Annotated in this window: 14 protein-coding genes; 3 read left to right on the forward strand and 11 right to left on the reverse strand. The window is 60.9% G+C overall.

Annotated features, from left to right (window positions below; all coding sequences use genetic code 11):
* Nucleotides 1-32: 32 nt before the first annotated feature.
* From BC360_RS27265 to BC360_RS27290, 6 genes are all read right to left on the reverse strand, one after another.
* The gene (locus tag BC360_RS27265) at nt 33-1,208 is read right to left on the reverse strand and encodes an ABC transporter permease (RefSeq protein ID WP_065784243.1); all 1,176 of its coding nucleotides are present in this window, start codon (nt 1,206-1,208) and stop codon (nt 33-35) included.
* Entirely contained in the window at nt 1,205-2,203 is a 999-nt protein-coding gene (locus tag BC360_RS27270) for an ABC transporter permease (protein ID WP_065784242.1), read from the reverse strand. The genes BC360_RS27265 and BC360_RS27270 overlap by 4 nt, the downstream gene beginning before the upstream one ends.
* A 1-nt stretch (nt 2,204) precedes the next feature.
* Complete coding sequence (locus BC360_RS27275) at nt 2,205-4,106, reverse strand: ABC transporter substrate-binding protein (protein WP_065784241.1); 1,902 nt, start codon at nt 4,104-4,106, stop codon at nt 2,205-2,207.
* Nucleotides 4,103-5,995 carry an ABC transporter ATP-binding protein gene (locus BC360_RS27280; RefSeq protein WP_065784240.1) on the reverse strand — a complete coding sequence of 631 codons (1,893 nt, stop codon included), beginning with the start codon at nt 5,993-5,995 and terminating at the stop codon, nt 4,103-4,105. The genes BC360_RS27275 and BC360_RS27280 overlap by 4 nt, the downstream gene beginning before the upstream one ends.
* 125 nt (nt 5,996-6,120) lie before the next feature.
* Nucleotides 6,121-7,071, reverse strand: coding sequence for a polysaccharide lyase (locus BC360_RS27285; RefSeq protein WP_083222751.1), 951 nt, complete (start codon nt 7,069-7,071; stop codon nt 6,121-6,123).
* 8 nt (nt 7,072-7,079) lie between these two features.
* The gene (locus BC360_RS27290) at nt 7,080-8,429 is read right to left on the reverse strand and encodes an adenylate/guanylate cyclase domain-containing protein (protein WP_065797538.1); all 1,350 of its coding nucleotides are present in this window, start codon (nt 8,427-8,429) and stop codon (nt 7,080-7,082) included.
* A 389-nt stretch (nt 8,430-8,818) separates the two neighbouring features.
* Here BC360_RS27290 and BC360_RS27295 point away from each other — a divergent pair, with 389 nt between their 5' ends.
* Complete coding sequence (locus BC360_RS27295) at nt 8,819-10,156, forward strand: nucleotide sugar dehydrogenase (protein ID WP_065784238.1); 1,338 nt, start codon at nt 8,819-8,821, stop codon at nt 10,154-10,156.
* Here BC360_RS27295 and BC360_RS27300 read toward each other — a convergent pair.
* Nucleotides 10,153-11,319: a DUF3095 domain-containing protein gene (locus tag BC360_RS27300; RefSeq protein WP_065784237.1), complete on the reverse strand. Its 1,167-nt coding sequence runs from the start codon at nt 11,317-11,319 to the stop codon at nt 10,153-10,155. The genes BC360_RS27295 and BC360_RS27300 overlap by 4 nt on opposite strands.
* Before the next feature lie 546 nt (nt 11,320-11,865).
* On the opposite strand from BC360_RS27300, the gene BC360_RS27305 reads away from it, so the two are divergent.
* Together BC360_RS27305 and BC360_RS27310 are read left to right on the forward strand one after the other, a co-directional pair.
* On the forward strand, nt 11,866-14,370 hold the full coding sequence (locus BC360_RS27305) for an autotransporter domain-containing protein (RefSeq protein ID WP_167590864.1): 2,505 nt from the start codon (nt 11,866-11,868) through the stop codon (nt 14,368-14,370).
* Nucleotides 14,371-14,749: 379 nt separating this feature from the next.
* A complete protein-coding gene (locus tag BC360_RS27310) occupies nt 14,750-15,580 on the forward strand; it encodes an MBL fold metallo-hydrolase (protein ID WP_065784236.1) in 831 nt (276 codons plus the stop codon).
* Here BC360_RS27310 and BC360_RS27315 read toward each other — a convergent pair.
* From BC360_RS27315 to BC360_RS27330, 4 genes are all read right to left on the reverse strand, one after another.
* The gene (locus BC360_RS27315; protein ID WP_065784235.1) at nt 15,567-16,337 is read right to left on the reverse strand and encodes a polysaccharide deacetylase family protein; all 771 of its coding nucleotides are present in this window, start codon (nt 16,335-16,337) and stop codon (nt 15,567-15,569) included. The two genes, BC360_RS27310 and BC360_RS27315, sit on opposite strands and share 14 nt — an antisense overlap.
* Nucleotides 16,334-17,431 (reverse strand): glycosyltransferase family 4 protein, encoded by a 1,098-nt coding sequence (locus BC360_RS27320; RefSeq protein WP_065784234.1) that lies wholly within the window; start codon nt 17,429-17,431, stop codon nt 16,334-16,336. The genes BC360_RS27315 and BC360_RS27320 overlap by 4 nt, the downstream gene beginning before the upstream one ends.
* Nucleotides 17,432-17,523: 92 nt before the next feature.
* Entirely contained in the window at nt 17,524-17,808 is a 285-nt protein-coding gene (locus BC360_RS27325) for a hypothetical protein (RefSeq protein WP_065797539.1), read from the reverse strand.
* Between the two features lie 248 nt (nt 17,809-18,056).
* A complete protein-coding gene (locus BC360_RS27330) occupies nt 18,057-19,511 on the reverse strand; it encodes a lytic transglycosylase F (protein WP_065784232.1) in 1,455 nt (484 codons plus the stop codon).
* Nucleotides 19,512-19,523: the final 12 nt, after the last annotated feature.

Raw genomic sequence — 19,523 nt, forward strand, 5'->3', positions numbered from 1 at the left:
TCGCCGGCTTGCGGCCGGCGTCGAAACGGACCTCATTTGTAGGGATCGGCGGCATCGCGCAAGCCATCTCCCAAGAAGTTGAACGCCAAAATCACAAAAATGACCGGGATCGTTGGGAATAGCAGCCAGGGGTAGAAGGCAATCACGCTCACGCTTTTCGCCTCCGTCAGCAGGATACCCCAACTGGTGATCGGAGGACGCAGCCCCAATCCGAGGAAGCTCAGCGCCGTTTCGCCGAGGATCATGCCGGGGATCGAGATCGTCGCGGTGGCGATCAGATGGGACATGAAGCCCGGCACCAGATGCCTTCCGATGATGCGACCGCTCTTTGCACCCATCAATTGCGCAGCAAGGACATAGTCCTCCTCGCGCAATGCCAGCAGTTTCGAACGCACCGCTCGTGCAAGCCCGGTCCAGTCGAGAAGGCCGAGGATGATCGTGATGCCCAGATAAATCAGGATCGGGCTCCAGGTCGCAGGCATGATTGCAGCCAGCGACAGCCAGAGCGGGATGCTCGGGATGGATTGCAGCACTTCGATGACGCGCTGGACGATGAGATCGAAAACACCGCCGTGGTAGCCGGCCAGACCGCCGATAACGATGCCGAGCACGAAGCTGACCGTGATGCCGAGAAGGCCGATCGTCAGCGAAATGCGCGCGCCATAGATGATGCGCGACAGCACATCGCGGCCGAGCCGGTCGGTGCCGAGCAGGAAGAGCTGCCCGTCCTTTGCCGGGCATGCGAGGTGCACGTTGCTTTCAAACAGGCCCCAGAAGCGGTAGCCGTCGCCGCGGCAGAAGAAGCGGATCGGCTCGACGTCCTGCAGGTTGTCGGTGTAGTTGCGCTTCAGCGTCTCCATATCGAGTTCCATCGTCCGTCCATAGACGAACGGCCCGACGAACTTGCCCTCGTGGAATAGATGCACAGACTGCGGCGGCGCATAGATATAGTCCACATTGCGCGTGTGCAGATTGTAGGGCGCCAGGAACTCGCAGATGAGGATCATCAGATAGAGCGCGACCAGGAAAATGCCGGAGATCAGCGCCAGCTTGTGCCGACGGAACTTCCACCACATCAGCCGGAATTGCGAAGCCTGGTTTACCCGCACCTGCTCTTCCGTCATCGCTTCGACGGAATAGGGATCGAATGGTGCAGCCGATACGTAGTGCTGCAGCGGTTCGCCGGGTGCCGGAAGGAATGACGTCACTTGGTGCTCCTGCCTTGCAGCCGTATCCGAGGATCAAGAATGGCGAGCGCGAGATCGGAAATCAGCACGCCGATGACGGTCAGAAAAGCGAGGAACATCAGGAAGGAGCCTGCCAGATACATGTCCTGGCTCTGCAACGCCTTGATCAGCATCGGGCCGGTCGTTTCGAGCGACAGCACGATTGCCGTGATTTCCGCGCCGGAAATGATCGCCGGCAGGATGGAACCGATATCCGAGATGAAGAAGTTCAGCGCCATCCTGAGCGGATACTTGAGCAGGGTGCGCATCGGCGAAAGCCCTTTTGCGCGGGCGGTCACGACATATTGCTTCTGCAGTTCGTCAAGCAAATTGGCGCGCAGACGCCGGATCATGCCGGCGGTCCCCGCAGCACCGACGATGACCACTGGTATCCAGATATGTTCCAGGATCGATTTCGCCTTCTCCCAACTCATCGGTTCGGCCAGATACTTCTGATCCATGAGGTGGCCGATCGAGATACCGAACCAGATATTGGCGAAGTACATCATGATCAGCGCCAGCATGAAGTTCGGGATGGCGATGCCGATCAGACCCATCAGCGACAGGCCATAATCGCCCCAGCTATACTGATGCGTGGCGGAGTAGATGCCGATCGGGAAGGCGATCAGCCAGGTGAAGATGATCGTGACGAAGGAAACCAGGATCGTCAGCCACAGCCTGTCGCCGACGACGGCGCTGACCGGCAGTTCGTATTCGAAGGAGTAGCCGAAATCACCCTGCAGCATGCCGCCGAGCCAGTGGACATATCGCAGTAGAGGCGGCTGATCGAAACCATATTCCTTCCGCAGCGCCTCGATTTGCTCCATGTTGACGCCTTCGCCCTGCGCCCTGATCTCGGCGACGTAGCTCTCGAAGTAGTCGCCGGGCGGCAGCTCGATGATGGTGAAGACGAGCGCTGAAATAATGAGCAAGGTCGGGACCATCGCCGCGATGCGCCAGAGGATGTATCGCAGCATGTCAGCCTTCCTGCTCGATCCAGAACGTATCGGGTTTATAGACACCGAAATAGCTCGTCGGGTCGAAACCGTAGAGCGCCGCTTCCGGGACGTTCTTGATCTTGTTGGCAACGAGGATCGGCTGCAGGGAGGCATTCACGATGCCGATCGAGAAGACCTGGTCCGTGTAGATCGACAGCATCCGCCCCCAGATTTCCGTGCGCTCGGCATCCTCGGCCGAATGCCGCCAACGCTGCAGAAGTTCGGCTAGTTCAACGGCAGCCGGAAGATCGGGCGCCTGGCCCATCTCCCCATGCGAGAGATAGTTAAGTCCCCAAACCGGCCATTGCAGCTGATCGTCCGCAGTCGGCGCCAGTTGGCCCGGATTCATGTCCGCGGTCGGCACACCATTGTCGAGCCCGAACCACATGGACATGATGATCTCGCCGCCGACGGCGCGGCTACGGAACGTGTCGCGTTGCGACGTGCGGATAAACAGGGAAATGCCGACCTTCTGCCAGTAGTCGGTGATCAACTGCAGGACATCGGTCTCGAGCGTGCTTTCGCCCGCGGTCTCGACGACGATTTGCGCAGCGCGGCCGTCAGAGAGAATACGAATACCATCGCTGCCGCGGTTCGTCAGACCAGCCTCATCCAACAGCGCATTGGCCTGCACCGGGTCGTGGGCGATCCAGGCGGAGGCGAATTCCGGCCGGAACAACGGGCTGTCGGGCAGCACCGTATCGGCACTCTCCTTGGTCAGTCCGTAGAAGACGGCCTTGTTGATTTCGGACCGGTCGATCGCCAGTGACAGCGCCCGCCGGACGCGCACGTCCTGCAGCAACGGGCGCCAGATCGCATCGGAGCAATTGAGATTGGGAAGCAGGGCGACCCGCGAACCTTGCGTCTTCTTCCAGAGGCGAACCTTTACCGGATAGCGCTTTTCAGCATCTTTCAGAAAGGTGTAGTCGATGAAGTCGATGTTCGTCGCCTGAAGGTCGCTCTCGCCGGTGCCGGCCTTCGCCGGGATCAGCGCCGGAGAGCTGACGTTGAGCACGAATTTATCGATATAAGGAAGCTGCAAGCCGTTCTCGTCAACCCGATGGTAGAAGGCGTTACGCTCGAACACGAATTGCTCGGCAGGCAAGGCTGTCGTGTTGCGCCACGGGTCGAGAGTAGGCAGATCGGGATTTTCCGGGCGATAGGAACGGGCCATGCGCATGTGCAACTGGCTCCATTTCTTGACCCTCTGTTCCTTCAGAAGAGCCTTGAGCTTGTCCTCATCCTGATATTTCTCATGGAACTGTTTGAGGTAGGTCGCCGGCATCGCCAGCACCAAGGGTTGCGGTGCGGCGAGTTTTTGCAGGAAATCAGGGTTGGGAGCGGACCAGGAATAGCGCACCGTGCGCTCGTCGATGACCTCGAACTTTCCGGCCTCGCCGTCCATCATCAGCGCCGTCGACAAGCCTGCCGGGCTCAGTTTCTCGTTGAGAAGCACATCTTCCCAACAGTAACGGAAGTCTTCCGTCGTCAACGGGCTGCCGTCCGACCACTTGTGTCCCTCGCGCAGATGGAACGTGAAGATCCGATCCTCGACCGTCTCGAAGCTTTCCAGCACATCCGCCTGCAGCTCGAGTTCTTCGTCGTAGCCGACGAGGCGCGAATAGCCGTAGACGGTCATCAACCGTATGTCCTTCGCGCTGCCGATCAGGCTCTGCACCGTGCCGCCGTGTTTGCCCGGCTGGCGCCCCATGCCGGCAACGTTGATGACACGCGGCGTCTTCGGCAGCCGCTCATTGACGGGTGGCAACTTTCCCTCGGCGACAAGCGCCTCCAAGAGTTTCGGCTCGCTTGACGCCGCAAGCAGATATTTGGGAAAAGCCACTGTAGCGAGCAGGGCGAGTGCAGTTCGGCGAGTGATCATGGCCGTAACTCCCTTGCATCCACTGACTTGCGAGCCAGGACGTAGTGGTCGCCGCCGAGGTCGGCAGGAGAAAGCGCATCCTCCTGGCCGTCGCCGCTGAACTGCGGCCCCCAGCGTCGCATGTCCGATCCCTCAATGGCCTTGAGCAGATCGAAATCCAGCGAACGATCAAGATCCGGATACGGAACGGCGGCGAGCAGCGATTTGGTATAGGGATGCACCGGCTTGCGCATCAGAACTTCGCGCGGCGCGAGCTCGACGATCCGCCCTGCACACATCACCGCGATCCGGTCGGCCATATAGTCGACCACCGCCAGATTGTGCGAGATGAACAGGCATGTCAGCCCAAGCTCCTTCTGCAGATCCTTGAGCAGATTGAGGATCTGGGCCTGGACGGAAACGTCGAGCGCCGAGACCGGCTCGTCGCAGATCAACAGTTGCGGCACCAGGGCGAGCGCTCTCGCTATACCGATGCGCTGACGCTGGCCACCGGAAAAACTGTGCGGATAACGGTTGACGAACCGCTGGTCGAGGCCAACGGCCTGCAACAGCGAACGTACCGTCTCTTCACGTGATTTTGCCGTTCCGCGCCCATGGATCTCGAGCGGCTCGCTCAGGATATTCTTGACGGTCATGCGTGGTGAGAGCGATGACACCGGATCCTGAAAAACCATCTGGATCTTCGAGCGCAGCGTCTTAAGCTCATCGCCTTCGGCCTTGAGCACGTCGATCGGACCTTCGCCGTCATCGAAGCTGACACTGCCGCCGTCCGGCGTGACGGCCCGCATCAAGATCTTGCTGACCGTCGTCTTGCCGCAGCCGCTCTCTCCGACCAGACCCAGACATTCGCCGCGACGGATATCGAAGCTGACATTGTCCACCGCACGATGGCGAGATGGGTCCTTCTTGCCGAACCACGACGTTTTGCGCGTGCCATAGGTCTTGGAAAGGTTGCGCACGGACAGGAGAACGTCGGGGCCAGCCGCCTTGGCGGAATCCTTGGCCCCGAGCAATGTCCCTGCTTTGACCGGCACTTCCCGCAACGCCTTCAGCCGCTCTCCCGGCTTCATGTCGAAATGCGGAACTGCAGCCATCAGGCCCTTGAGATAGGGGTGCTGCGGATTGCGGAAGATCGCGTCGACCGGGCCAGCCTCGACAATCTGGCCGTGATAGATCACGACGACTTCGTCAGCCATATTGGCGACCACGCCGAGATCGTGGGTGATCAACAGCATCGCCATGTTGAGTTTGACCTGCAGCTCGCGCAGCAACTGCAGGATCTGCGCCTGCACCGTCACGTCAAGCGCTGTTGTCGGCTCGTCGGCGATCAACAATGCCGGTCGGCAGATCAGCGCCATGGCGATCATGGCGCGCTGGCGCATGCCGCCGGAAAGCTCGAAAGGATACATGTCATAGGCGCGCTTCGGGTTCGAAAACCCAACGTAGCCAAGAAGCTCCTCCGTTCGCGCGCGCCTTTCGGCCTTTTCCGCATCCGTATGAATTTTCAGGACTTCGGAGATCTGGTTGCCGATCGTATGGAGCGGCGACAGAGACGTCATCGGCTCCTGGAAGATCTTGCTGATCCGCGTGCCGCGCAACGCCCGTATTTCTTCGCCTTCGCGCTCCAGCGAAAGCAGGTCGATCGGCTTGCCCTTGGCCTCTGGATCGTTGAACAGGACCTGCCCGCCAACCCGCGCAACATTCGGCAGGATGCCCATGACGGCCTGGCTGATAGCCGACTTTCCGGAACCGGACTCGCCGACGAGCGCGGTCACCTTTCCTGGCAAAATTCTGAAATTCGCTTCCTTGACGGCTTCAACTTCGCCGCCGAGCACCGAGAATGTGATCCGCAGACCTTCAACTCGAAGCAGGTCCGCCCCTGATGTCATCGCAACACACTTCCCTCATTGCCCTTGCATCCGCCGCCTCTAAAAAAAAGACTATCGCAGCTTCAGGGGGCTGTCCAGCTTAGGCCCTTGCAACCGCAGCGTAGTTCACCGTCGTGTCGCAATCGTCAGGGAGAAGGGCAAGCCTCTTGGGACAGCACGTCGGCGCAGTACGGCGATCGACGGAAATCATCGTAATAGAGCGTCCAGTCGGTGACATCGGCTGCGCGATAGGGCCCAAACTTGAAGTACTGGTTGCGGCCGAGCCCCTTGTCCGCATGCCCGACATGGCCCTTGACCGTGATGATCGGCTTACCATTGGCAAAAAGTTCGATGTGGCCGCTGCCGTCGGCGCCTGGTTTTGTATAAATCGCGAAATCGATCCAGCCCGATTTCGGATCCGGCAGCGGATTACCGTGGTTCGTCACGGCGATTGCGTCGGTGCAGCCATTGAACAGATTGCCGTCTTCCGCGTTCCAGGCAGGATCCGCTGCCACGAGCATGCGCATCTGATTGACGCCCGGGCGTCCCCAGACCGGCACTTCACCCGGCTTGCAGCTGGCGGCAACCCCGTCCGGTCCGGAGGAAACCGGCGCGAGATAGTTGGTCTCCACAGTCGCGAACAATTTGCCGAAATTCATGCGCAGCGCCAGGAACGGGCTGAAATCGCCTTCAGCACCCGGGTCGATCTCGCGCTTCCATTGCGCCACGAGGTAACGATGGTCGCCGGACGGGATGGGGTCGGCGAACTTCAACGAGAAGCCGTACCATACACCCTGGTCGTAGGGCACCCGCAGCGCCGTCTGCTCCCAGATCTCCGCTCTCTCGCTGCAGCCATCGAGCGAATCCGGACAGGTCGGCACGACGCTCAGTTTGAGCCCGCCATTGCCGCTGCGCTTGACGAGGCTCTGAAACTCGGCCGTCCCCGCGCTCTGCTCGAAATTCTCGCGATAATAAAGCCCACCATCCGGCGAGAAATTCTGCCCCTCGAACCCGTCGAAAAGCTTGGTTTCCCAAGGTTGCGCTGCCGCGATGCCAGCAATGAAGAAGCTTGCGACGATGAGGGCTGTTCGGAACATACGGATCCTTACTGGAGCATCTTGTCGATGAGACCGCGCGGCGGCTGCAACGGACGGGTGTTGCGATGGAGCAGCATGACATGTTCGGCCTCGGAAAGTCCATCCTGCAGCACATCGTCAAGTCGCTCATCCGATCTGGGCAGAAGTGCTGCCTCGTTAGGATAGAGAATGGTAAATTTCTGACGCACGCCGCGCAGCTTCTCCTGGCCGAGCGCCGTCCAGTCGCCGCCACAGTAGTTGACGAAGGCCTCGCTGGCGACGACGCTATGGGCGTATTTCTTCGTCAGGTTCTGCAGCCGCTGCACTTCGTTGACTGCCGAGCCGAAGGCGGAGAACGTCAACCGGTCCCGCAGACCGACATTGCCGAACATCACATTGCCGACATGCAGTCCGACACCATAGCCGATGGGGTCGCGCCCCTGCTTGCGCCGCTCTGAATTGAGCAGTTCCATGCGGGCGGTCGCGGCGCGAACGGCGCCGAACGCCTCGCGGGCGGCAAACTCGGAAGGCTCCTTGTGCCGGCCGCAGGGATAGACCGCCAGGAAACCATCGCCGACGAAGCTCAGGATGTGGCCGCCGTTGCGGTTGAACGGTGCGGCGATCGCATCGAAGTAGCCGTTCAGCGTCTCGATATAGGACTGGCGGCCTTCCTTTTCCGCGAGCATTGTCGAGCGGCGCATATCCGCCATCACGAGGATAGCGCGCACGGTCTCGCCATCGCCGCGGCGGACCTGACCGCTCATGACGCGCCGGCCGGCGCTCGAGCCGAGATAGGTGGTCAGCATATTGTCGGCGAGCTTGCCGAGAACGGCCATCTTGGCCGCGACCGCGAGATGGTTCTGCAGCCGCAGCAGACCGCCGATGACGTCATCGGTGAAGCCGCCATGGCGGTCCGTCGTCCAGGAGCCGACCATGCCATGACCGGAATCGGCGCCGAGCGACTGCATGAAGGCGATATAGTCGGTCGCCCCCTGCTCCTTCAGTTCGTCGAAGATCGGGAACTCCGACGGCGTGTCCTTGTAAAGGCGCCGACGCACATGCTCGAGATTGTTGTTCAGCAGGTAATAGTAGGGGCTGCGCAGGAACCGCTCCGGATTGAGCGCCAGTTCCTCGTGCCGAAGGCCGCTGACCTCGACACCCTTGCCGCGCACCCAGGTAAAGCCGAGCGCGTCATAGAGCGGATGCAGCATCGAAAAGGAAAGGTGCACGCGCATCAGCGGCAGGCCGGCAGCCGCGAGCCGCTCGCAGAAGCCCTTGACGATCGTCTCCAGCGACTCGTCGCTGAGCGACGTCCGCATGAGCCAATCCGCGACCTTGTCGATCAGGATTTCAGATACGTTGTCGTTTACCGGGCCCATTTCGCGTCCTCACCGTGACAGACAGTCCAGCACCATGCCCTTTTGCGATGGGCAAACGGCCCGGCGATGTGTCGGCGTTCGCTCGCGGCGGGTGATGACGATACGTGCCCGTTAAGAAAATGCTCCAACCGATTCCGGCGTCGATGACGTGCAGGCACCCGGAATGCGGCACTTATATGTTGCAGATATTGATGGCCCTCTGCAATTTCCAGAGGCGAGTGAATTTTTTGTTTCGCGCCGCGCCCACACGAATATTTGATGGCCGGCGAATGCACCGCAGTCGGGGGAAGGCGTCGGCGCCATGCTTGACTTGCAGCTTGTTTATATCCAACAAACCACGGCATGTCGCCAGGCTGGCACGTCCCATTCACAAGAGCTGGAACCGAAACTTGACCTCACCCCATCACGAAAGGCTGCTGGCGTCGATCTCGGCGCGCGCCGCCCATGTCGGCGTCATCGGACTTGGTTATGTCGGCTTGCCGCTCGCGATCGCGGCGGCGCGCGCCGGCTTTTCGGTGACCGGTTTCGACATCGACCCGGGAAAGATCGTCGCGCTGGATGCACATAAGTCCTATATCGCGGCCGTACCGGACGCCGTCCTTGCCGAGCAGGCAGCAGCCAACCGTTTCCGCTCCACGACCGATTTCGGACGGCTCGGCAGTTGCGACGTCATCGTCATTTGCGTGCCGACGCCCCTGACGAAGCATCGCGATCCCGACCTTTCCTTCGTCGAAAAGACGTCGCGCGCTATCGCTGCAACACTCAGGGGCGGCCAGCTCGTCGTGCTCGAATCGACGACCTATCCGGGAACGACCGACGACGTCGTGCGCACCATCCTCGAGGAGACCGGCCTCAAATCGGGAACCGACTTCTTTGTCGGCTTTTCGCCCGAGCGTGAGGATCCCGGCAACCCGGTCTACGAGACGACCAGCATCCCGAAAGTCGTGGCCGGCGACGGGCCGTTTGCAGCAAGCCTGATGGAACGATTCTATGCCGCGGTGGTCAAAACCGTCGTGCCGGTATCGTCCAACGCTACGGCGGAAGCGGTCAAGTTGACGGAGAACATCTTCCGCTCGGTCAACATCGCCCTCGTCAACGAATTGAAGATCGTCTACGAGGCCATGGGCATCGACGTGTGGGAAGTGATCGAGGCGGCGAAGACCAAGCCGTTCGGCTACATGCCGTTCTATCCCGGACCTGGGCTCGGCGGGCACTGCATCCCGATCGATCCCTTCTACCTCACCTGGAAATCGCGGGAATACGAACTGCCCACCCGGTTCATCGAACTGGCCGGCGAGATCAACTCGGCAATGCCGCGTCACGTGGTCAGCCGGCTCGCCGAAGCGCTCGACCGTCACGCGGGCAAGGCGCTTAGCCGATCGAAGATCCTCGTCATCGGCCTTGCCTACAAGAAGAACGTGCCGGACATTCGCGAAAGCCCTTCGCTGAGGTTGATCGAACTGATCGAGGAACGCGGCGGCCGTTGCGAATACCACGACCCCTATGTCGCCGAGATCCCGTCTACGCGGGAACATGGTGCCCTGAAAGGCAGACGGTCCGTGGCGCTCGACGAGCAATCGATCCGGCTGTTCGATGCCGTGCTGGTGGCGACCGATCACGACCGGATCGACTACGCCGCCCTTGCTTCCGCCTCAGCCCTTATCGTCGATACGCGCAACGTGTTTCATCGCCAGGGCCTGACCGGCGAGCACATCGTCAAGGCCTAGGGTCGGGGCCCAGCCAAGGCCGCCTTCAGCTTGCTGGCGGCAACCGCATAGCCGCCGGAGGCTCCATCGACGAAGTGCATGTGGTCGCGGCTCATCGGCGTGGGCACGATGCAGGTCATCAATGCGGAGTCCTGCTGGTGCAGACCGTAGCGGCCGACACCGGCCGCCTCGGCCTGGCGTAGCCGCGCCTCGATCAAGGCGAGGCGCGCTGCGCTGATATCGATCGTCATCTTCAGGCCGTCGTCGAATTTGCGAAAATCGGTGTTGTTGGCGAGATCGCGCCGATAGCGGGTCGTATCGAACGTGCCGAGGTTCCAGCCCAGCCGAAAACAGATAAACAGTGCCAATGTCTGCAACGTGATCCAAAAGCGTGTCAGCTGCCGCCCTCGCAGCGGCGCCCTCGCGCGCGCCTCGGTTTCTATGCCCTGGGTGGAAAAACGCGGTTCGGGCCCAAGCTCGGGAACGGGATGCGCGTGTCGCTCTTCCCCGTCGGCAAGAGCAACGATGTCGGCGATCAGCGCCTGAAATCCCGGTCCGTTCCCTTTTTCGCCGGGCACAGCAATGATCGATGCGATCGAGCCGTGGCGGGACTGGATGGGGTTCCAGCGGCACGAAAGCCCCGTGAGATCCGGGCGCGTGCCTGGCGGTGCTGCCTCCACCTGGTAGCGCCCCGCCTTCATGGCTGCTTCCGCCCAGCTTGCGCCGCCGCCGGAAAACATCGCGTAGGAAACCTCCTCGCTCGCCTTGAAGCGGGCGACGCGCATATCGAGGCCATCCGCCCTGATATCGCTGACCGGCACCAGTGCAGCACGCAATTCAAGCCCCAGTTCTTCCAGGACCCAGGTCTTCACGGCAGAAAGCGCGTCCTTCGCGCGCTCGGTCATTGACGCCGGCAGAACCGCCAAGGCGCCGTCGCCTCCGAAAACGAAGGGCATGGACTTTTGGTCGAGCGCGTTCATCAGCGCGGAGATGACGCTTGCACCAGCCATGTTCACGGTCTTGTACCGCCCGTCGGCGATCGCCCCGGTGGAGTTGACGATATCGGCAAGGGCAAGCATCCAGCCATCGGGCAAGGCGCGATAGTTCGCCTCGTCTGCGACGCCTTCGAACGCATCGAAGAGCGGCACGCTATCGTAAAACCCTGTTTCACCTGCCTGCGCCATGAGTGCTCCGCCCTGCTGACCGCTGGCTTTGTCGATAGACATTCCACGCAAGACCGCAAGAAAAAGTTTCATGGCACGGCGTCGCATTGAAGAGCCAGACTTGGCATTGGCGAGGCGGTGGGCGACCCCATGTCGCGACGTCGCCAAACGGCTCATCAAGTTGACCCGTCTCAATTTGACGCGATTGGCCCAACGAAGCCGCGAGCCACAGCTCATGTGCCGGAAAGGAAAGCATCGACACGCGTCAGGACGTAACGTCCTGGCAATAATGATGGACCGTTCAAGCGTTCTCCTAAAATTTGACGGTTGTCAGGTTGCCGTCCGCGTGCCCAATTCCGCTACAACCGGGAAGCAACCAATATCCCAGCGTACTACCGGGCGCAGTTACGGAAAAGGAGGGCACTTATGGACGGTGAAACCGAGAAGTCTGCAGACCATCTCCCCTTCGCTTTTCCGCCCCGCTGTCGCCCGCAAGCCCCGAAATCTCCGAGCGCCGCGCCGCGCTACTTCGGCCTCCTGGCCTCGACCGCGCTCGGCCTGGTACTGATGCAAGGCTCGCCGGCCAGTGCTGCCTGCACCTTGACACCAACACCGGGCAACAGCGTTTATGTCTGCGACAGCGGCACATCAGGCAGCCTCACCGACCTCGATGGAAACAATAGCCTCACGCTTCCCGCCGGTGGCAGCGGTACGATAAACGGCGCTGTCACCTTCGGTGCCGGCACTGATACCGTCGCCATTCACAGCGGCACCATTACCGGCAACCTGCAACAGGGTGACGGGATCGATGATTTCACCATGACGGATGGCACGCTCCAATCGCTCGAGCAGGGAGACGGCCTCGACACCTTCTTAATGTCGGGTGGCCGGATCATCGATTACTTCGAGGCAGGGGACCACGCAATCATGACCGGCGGCCGGATCGGCCGCGTCAACATGCGTCTCGACGACAATTTCTTTGACATGTCAGGCGGCGTCATCGACAGGAACCTCGTTACCGGCCTCGGCAACGACACGATCATCCTCTCCGGGGGCACGATTGCTGGCAACATCAGTGTGAGCAGCGGTACGGACAGTTTGACCGTGACGGGTGGATCCCTCGCTGGCGACGTGTTGATGAGTTTTGGGGCTGATACGTTTACCTGGGATGGCGGCGGCGTCATCCAGGGAACAGTCGAGCTCGGCGGCGACGACGACACCGCGACGCTCAGCAACCTCACAAGCGCGAACCTCGGCGGCACGGATGCGATCACGGGCGGCCTTGGCGTTGACAACCTGACGCTGGCGAACGTCACCACGGACGGCGTCGCTCGGCTGCAGAACTGGGAAACCATCGCCGCGACCAGTGGCACTGTGCTGACCTTCGACGGAACCCTGACGCTTGGCGATAGCGGCACCGGAACGGGAACGCTTGATGTCAGCTCATCCAGCACGCTTCTCGCCGGCGGCACCAACTCCGCAATATCGGCTGCCACAGCGGGACAATTCGCAAGTCTCGTCAACAGCGGCAGCATCGACCTCACGAATGGCGGTGCCGGCACGAGCGACACTTTTACCATCAACGGCAATTACACCGGCAATGGTGGCCTGCTCCTGCTCAACAGCGTACTCGGCACCGATTCTTCGCCATCCGACCGACTGGTCATCTCAGGCGGCACGGCGTCCGGCACCACCGGCATTGGCATCGTCAACACCGGTGGGAGCGGAGCCGCGACCTTGCTGGACGGCATCCTGGTGGTCGAGCTCACCAATGGTGCGACAGCAAGCACCGGCGCTTTCGGGCTCAATGGGCGGGTTGCGGCCGGCGCGCATGAATATTTCCTCTTCAAGGGCGGCATTTCGGCCGGCACTGCGGAGAATTTCTATCTCCGCTCCACCCTCGTCACACCTCCGGTGGTCCCGCCGCCCGTGATCGTCCCGCCAATGGAGATCGTTCAGCCGCCAGTGACGACACCCGTGCCGGAAGTCGTCACACCGGACGTCGTAATAGTACCGCCTGGACCAGGCGTTACGCCACCTTCGGAAGATGCCACGCCGGTAGCCCCCGAGGTGGTGGTTGTGTCAATAGGCGGCACGCCGACAGCTGTGGAGGTCGTTCCGCTCTACCGCGTTGAAGTTCCTACCTATTCCGCCGTCCCGCCCGTCGCCCAGTATCTCGCCCTATCCAGCCTCGGCACGTTTCATGAGCGCCGCGGAGATCAAGCGCTGCTCGACGGCGCCGGAGCATTGCCGGCGAGTTGGATGCGCGTCTTCGGTCAGAACGCCGAGTTCGAATGGGAAGGGACCGTTTCGCCCGGCTTCGACGGCAATTTGTTCGGCTTTCAAGCTGGCCAGGATCTTTTCGCGTGGGAAGGCGAAGGCGGGCATCACGATCGTGTCGGTCTGTTGGTCGGATATGCCCGCACAAGCGGCGACATCAAGGGACAGGTGCTCGGCTGGAATAATCTGAGCGTCGGAGAAATCGACGTCGACGCAACCAGTATCGGAGGATACTGGACGCATATCGGCCCAAATGACTGGTATCTCGATGCCGTCTTGATGGGAACGCAGTTCGGCGGCGACGCAACATCGATCGGGGCGACCGGCATCGAAATCGATGGCACCGGCATAACGGCGTCGCTGGAAGGTGGTTATCCCATTTCGTTGGCCGAGGGATGGACGCTCGAGCCTCAGGCACAATTGATCTGGCAGCACCTCTCCTTGGACGATCAACGTGACGCATTCTCGGCAGTAAATTTCGACAGCGACGATGCAGTCACGGGGCGGCTGGGCTTCCGCCTGCAAGGCGACGTTCCGACGGAAACGGCAACGCTTCAGCCCTACATCAAAGCCAATATCTGGCACGGCTTCGATGCGGACCAGCACGTCAACTTCGGCACGGATCCCATAGCTACCAAAGTCGGCGGCACCGCTTTGGAAATCGGCGGTGGTCTCGTTGCAAAATTGTCGGAATCGACCAGCCTCTTCGCGACGGCGGACTACACGACCAACCTCGGCGGAGACAAAACGCAAGTGCTGGAGGGGAATATCGGCATCAGCATAAAATGGTGACATCGTCACCAGATCCTGCCGCAAACGTCCTGGGCAGAGGACGAAGCAGCACTTGGTATGTGCCGCTTCACATCCGCTGGCGATTGCAAGAAATCGCCGTGTCAGCTTGAGGAGGAGCAACAGCTACGACAGCCGCGTGACCGGATAAGCTCCCGAAAAGCCTGACGGTTGTTGCAAAAACGGGCCGTTGGTCGCTGCCTGCGACAAGGCTTCGGCCCACCCGACGCAACATCAGATATGCCACCGTGATTGTGGGCATTGATAAGGTTAATGTCTAAACAATAACCCTTGGCATTGCAGGGGGGTGGTCATATGTGCTTGTCTATTGGTCAGGCGCAAGCAACCAGGCTTGCGCGGGCAGCGTGAAGCCGAAACAGGAATGCAAGAAGACAACTTTCGAGTGCGGTTCTGGGGCGTAAGAGGGAGCTTACCGGTATCCGGTGAGCAGTTCCTGCGCTATGGGGGAAATACATCCTGCATCGAAATTCGATGCGGCAAGGAAGTGTTGCTCTTCGATGCGGGATCCGGATTGCGCGAAGCCGGCACCTCGCTGATCGCCGAGGGCGTCGACAACTACGACCTCTTCTTCACCCACAGTCACTACGACCACATCATCGGCCTTCCCTATTTCAAGCCGATCTACAAGTGTCAGTCGTCCGTGCGGTTCTGGTCGGGACACCTGCACGGCGTGATGACGACCAAGGAAATGATCCGCGACTTCATGCGGCCACCGTGGTTCCCGGTCGATCCGGACATCTGTCAGGCAAGCCTCGAAGGCGTCGACTTCAAGCCCGGAGACGTGCTGACCCCGCGCGAGGGCGTGACGATCCGCACGACGAGCCTTACCCACCCCGGCGGTTGCGTCGGCTACCGCGTCGAATGGAACGGCCGTGCCGTTGCGCTCGTCTACGACACCGAACATGAACCCGGCGTTCTCGACCCGGCGGTGCTTGAGCTGATCGCCGGCGCCGACATGGTGATCTATGACTGCACTTACCTCGAAAGCGAGATGACGCACTATCGCGGCTATGGTCATTCGACCGGGGTCCATGGCTCGCGCCTCGCCATGGCGGCGGGCGTCAAGCGCCTGGCGATGTTCCATCACGATCCCGCTCGAACAGATGCACAGCTGGACGCAATGGAAGTCGACGTACGATCCATGTTCGCCGGCGCGTTCGCTGCCCGCGACGGACAGATCATCGACCTATGAGATCAGACGCCTGACGCCAACGGCAACCGGTATGTCCGGCAGTGACGGTAAAGAGCATTTCAAGGAAATCCCACACGGCCTCGTCATGCACGAGGTGATGAGTCAGCAGCCCGACCGTGCGGCCCGACTGATCCTCCCGACCCTCAATGTCGCCGCAGACCTGCCGGATGCGCTCGACGATATCGGCGATGATGAGCCTGTGGTCCCGGCATCCGCGCGTACCGCGCCAATCCATGACATCGACGTGAGTGTTGGCGAGCGGGAACGGCGACGGCTTCTCCGGTCCGAACACCGAGAGGACAGAAAATCCGATCTCCGGCAATCGCTGCAGCAAGGCGGAGTCGATCCGATTCCAAGGCGGAACGAGCATTGGAACGAAATGTTCGGGAAAAAGCGTTTGCAAACGCTCGACCCCGCGGCGCAGTTCATCGAGGATGACGGCGTGCGGCCGATGGGCGCCGAGTTCCTGTTTTTTCTCCTCGGGTGGCGCATGATTGCGGTGCGCCCAGCCATGGGCCGCCACGCTGATATCGGCAATGCCAGCGACACGCCGTGCCAGCGCGTCGGTAGCCGGCGCAGGCGGCACGGCGAGTGTCACCGGGATAGCATGGCTTGCCGCAAGCAAAAGCAGCCGGTCGAGCAGCGCAGTCGGCTCGACGGCGTCGTCATCCCTCAGCCAGAAATCGACCTTTCGTCCCCGCACACGAGCGCGGTCGAGTTCATCGACGAGCGATTGCCAGCCAGCATCAACGGTCAAGTGGTCTTCTCCAGAAATTCGTCGAAAATCTCACCCAATCGCCTCGCCGCAGCGGGAAAGGATCGCTCTTCGTGGACGAAGCGTCGAGCTTCGTCGCCAAGTTGTTGGCGGGTAAACGGTTCATCGATCAGGCGGCGGATCGCGGCGGCGTAGGCCTCGACGTCGCCCTCGGGCGTCAGCAATCCGGTCTCGCCATCCCTCACCACCTCCGGCACGCCGGCCGTCCGCTGCGCTATGACGGGCAGCCCTGCCGCCTGCGCCTCGAGATAGGCCAGCCCATAGGCTTCACCGCAGCCGGGCCAAAGATAAAGCCCGCTTTCGCTGAGGATGGCGGGAATGTCGCGCGCGTCCTTTTCGCCAAGCCAGAACAACCGATCCGCGGGCAATGCAGAAAAAGCATCGCGGACCTGCTGTCGGCACGGCCCGTCGCCGACAATGGTCATTGTCCAGGGCCGATCGACAAGCAACGCTAGCGAGCTCGCAAGCATGCGGTAACTGTTCAGCTTGTCGCCGCTGCGCATCATCGCCACGGCGACAAGACGGCAGCCATCAACGGCTGCGTGGGATTGCGACGAGAACGGGCTCGTATCGATGAAGGGAGGGAGCATTGTATGCCGGCAATCGGGCGCTGCCTCCAGCAGACCATCGCGGTCCCGCCGCGTCAGACAGATATTGACCGCCGCCTGCTCTATCGCGCGCAGTACATGGCGTTGGGCAACGGCGCGGACGCCCTCATTGCGACGGAGAGAGTAGGAGGCCTCCGCCGTGACGTAGGGAATGGAAAACTCGGCCGCAAGCCCCGGCCCTATCAGATCAGGTGCCTTGTAATAGGGGTGATAGCAAAACCAGGCATTCGGCGGCGTTTCGGCCAGCCAGAGGGTGCGAATCCGCTCCGCTTCCCCAACTGCGGCTGCCGTGATCGATGCGAACTGCGCCTCGCAAGCGTCCGCCATGAAGCTACGCAACTCGCTGGTAATCGACACCTCGTGCCCCGCTTGCCGCAGCGCGTCAATCAGCATGCGCGCCATCAGCCGGTCACCGGATGGAACAGGGTGGCTGGGGGATTTCAGCGGCGCGTAAAAGGCGATTTTCATGCAGAGCGAGCTATCGCGCCTTCCTTTGGCGCTGTCAACGGCGGCGGGCAGTGCAAGCGCAGCCTTTGGGCTGCACTCGGACCCTCACCGGATCAATCGATAGGTATGTCGTAGTAATCCCTCCGAACGAGCTTGAGCGATCGGTCCGGCTGGATAATGTAAGTCTCTTTGACGAAGCTGTTTCCGCTCATGAAATTATGCGGCACGATGCTGCCGACCGGTGCTTTCGTCAGCTTGGTGCGCGGTTGCCCGCCATAGGTGATGCTGCCCGGAATCGGCGCCAGGTCAGGCGTCGTACAGCCGGCAAGTGCCAGGCCGAGCACCGCGAACAACACCAACGGCCCGCAGAAACGAGACACATGTCTAGGATCAATCATCACCAATGCCTCCTAAGGCCGGCCTGAAACAAGGTGCTTTGGGCCCACAGCGTCGCGCGTCAAGGATCACCTGCAAAGGTCGCGATAGCACATTAAACTCGCGGCATAACTCCGTAACTCGGCTCCAACTTGAGCGATCAAGCAATACCGCTTCTGCCGCCTTGCGCTCCATCTAGGGTCTGGACCTAGTCTTCGGATTGCCGTCGTCAAGAAAGGCGCCGAGCCGCTCAAGCAGACGTGATGCGAAATTACTCTACGCCAGCGTCGGTAGCAGCCGGTGCCTGTGCCGTAGGCGCCGCTTTGGCATGTTCCGCCAACAGCCCGTAGGCCACGTAGTACTTGTAGATATTGCCGACATACTGAACCGTCTCGCGCCCAACAATCTCGGCGGCTGCATTTTCGACATTGCCGAACCAGAGGTCAGGATTGAGCCCCATATCCTTCGCCTTCGCCCGGAACTTGCGCAAGTTTCCCGGGCCGGCATTGTAGGCTGCAAATGCAAAGAGGAGCTGGTTGCGCGGCGTGATCGCGGGATCGGCGATGTAGGTGTCCACCAGGTGCCGGAGGTACTTCGACCCTGCCTGGACGTTCAGATCCTGGTCCTTGTCGATCCCCTTGATGCCAACGGACTTGTCGGCCGCCGTCGACGGCAGGAGCTGCATGACGCCGACCGCACCACGCGGGCTGCGCCTGGACTGATCGAGCTGGGACTCCTGATAGCCCTGCGCCATCAGCATGAGATAATCGAAGGAGTACGTGTCGCCGTGCTTGCGGAAAATCTCGACCAATTTCTGGAACCGCTCGACATCGGCCGGCGCATAGGCGCGCTTCAGCATCTTGTCGCTCTTGTAGTAGGAATTCTTCAGGATATTGCCAAAGGTCGTGCCGACGCGATGCGTTTTGACGAAGGCATCGAGCGTCGCTTTCAGTTTGGGACTATCCTTGCGGATCGCCCAGGCGATCTGCCCATGATCTGACACCAGGATATCGTCGCGTACCTTGATATCCCTAAAGACCGTAGCCCAGATGTCGGCCTTGTACTTGTCGACAACCGTCCACGGCAACAGACCGGCATTGATCATCTCGAGCACATCTTCGTCCTCGAGATTTTCGTCCATATCCTTGATCGATATCGGTGCGCGGCCGGCCTTGACGAATCCGGCACTCAGCGCGACCAGATGCTCATGGTAGCTGCTGGACTTGCGCACGCGGACCTCCTGTCCGCTCAGATCGTCGACACTGGCAATGGCCGGCGCAGAGGGGCCGGTTACCAGCACTTCCTTGGCCTCATCGAACAAAGGGGCAGTGAAATCGACCTTCGCCAATCGTGCTTCCGTTATCGTCAGGTTGCCCATCACGATGTCGCCACGCCCGTCCTCCAACGCCGTCAATAGCCGCGCTCGGGGCACAGGCACAAAGGCGATGCGAATTTTCTCGATCTCCCTCTTCCGCCCGGCATTGAGTTCCTTCTCCAATGCCATCCCGAATTCCACCGCGGTGCCAAGCTGCCGGCCGCGATCGATGAAGTAGATGGTCTTGCTGAATGGAACGACGATCCGAATGAGGCGCCGCTTCTCCATGACGTCGAGATCGCCCAGATGCGGGGCGATGATCGCCTGGAACGTACTTTCGTTCGATTGCGCCTGCAGGTTCCCAATCCCAACGATCGCGAAGAGCAGCATGAACAATGCAAGCCGTTTCATCTTGGCCTCCCC

Origin of the sequence: Ensifer sp. LC163, from assembly GCF_001695855.1 — a bacterium.
GTDB lineage: Bacteria > Pseudomonadota > Alphaproteobacteria > Rhizobiales > Rhizobiaceae > Ensifer.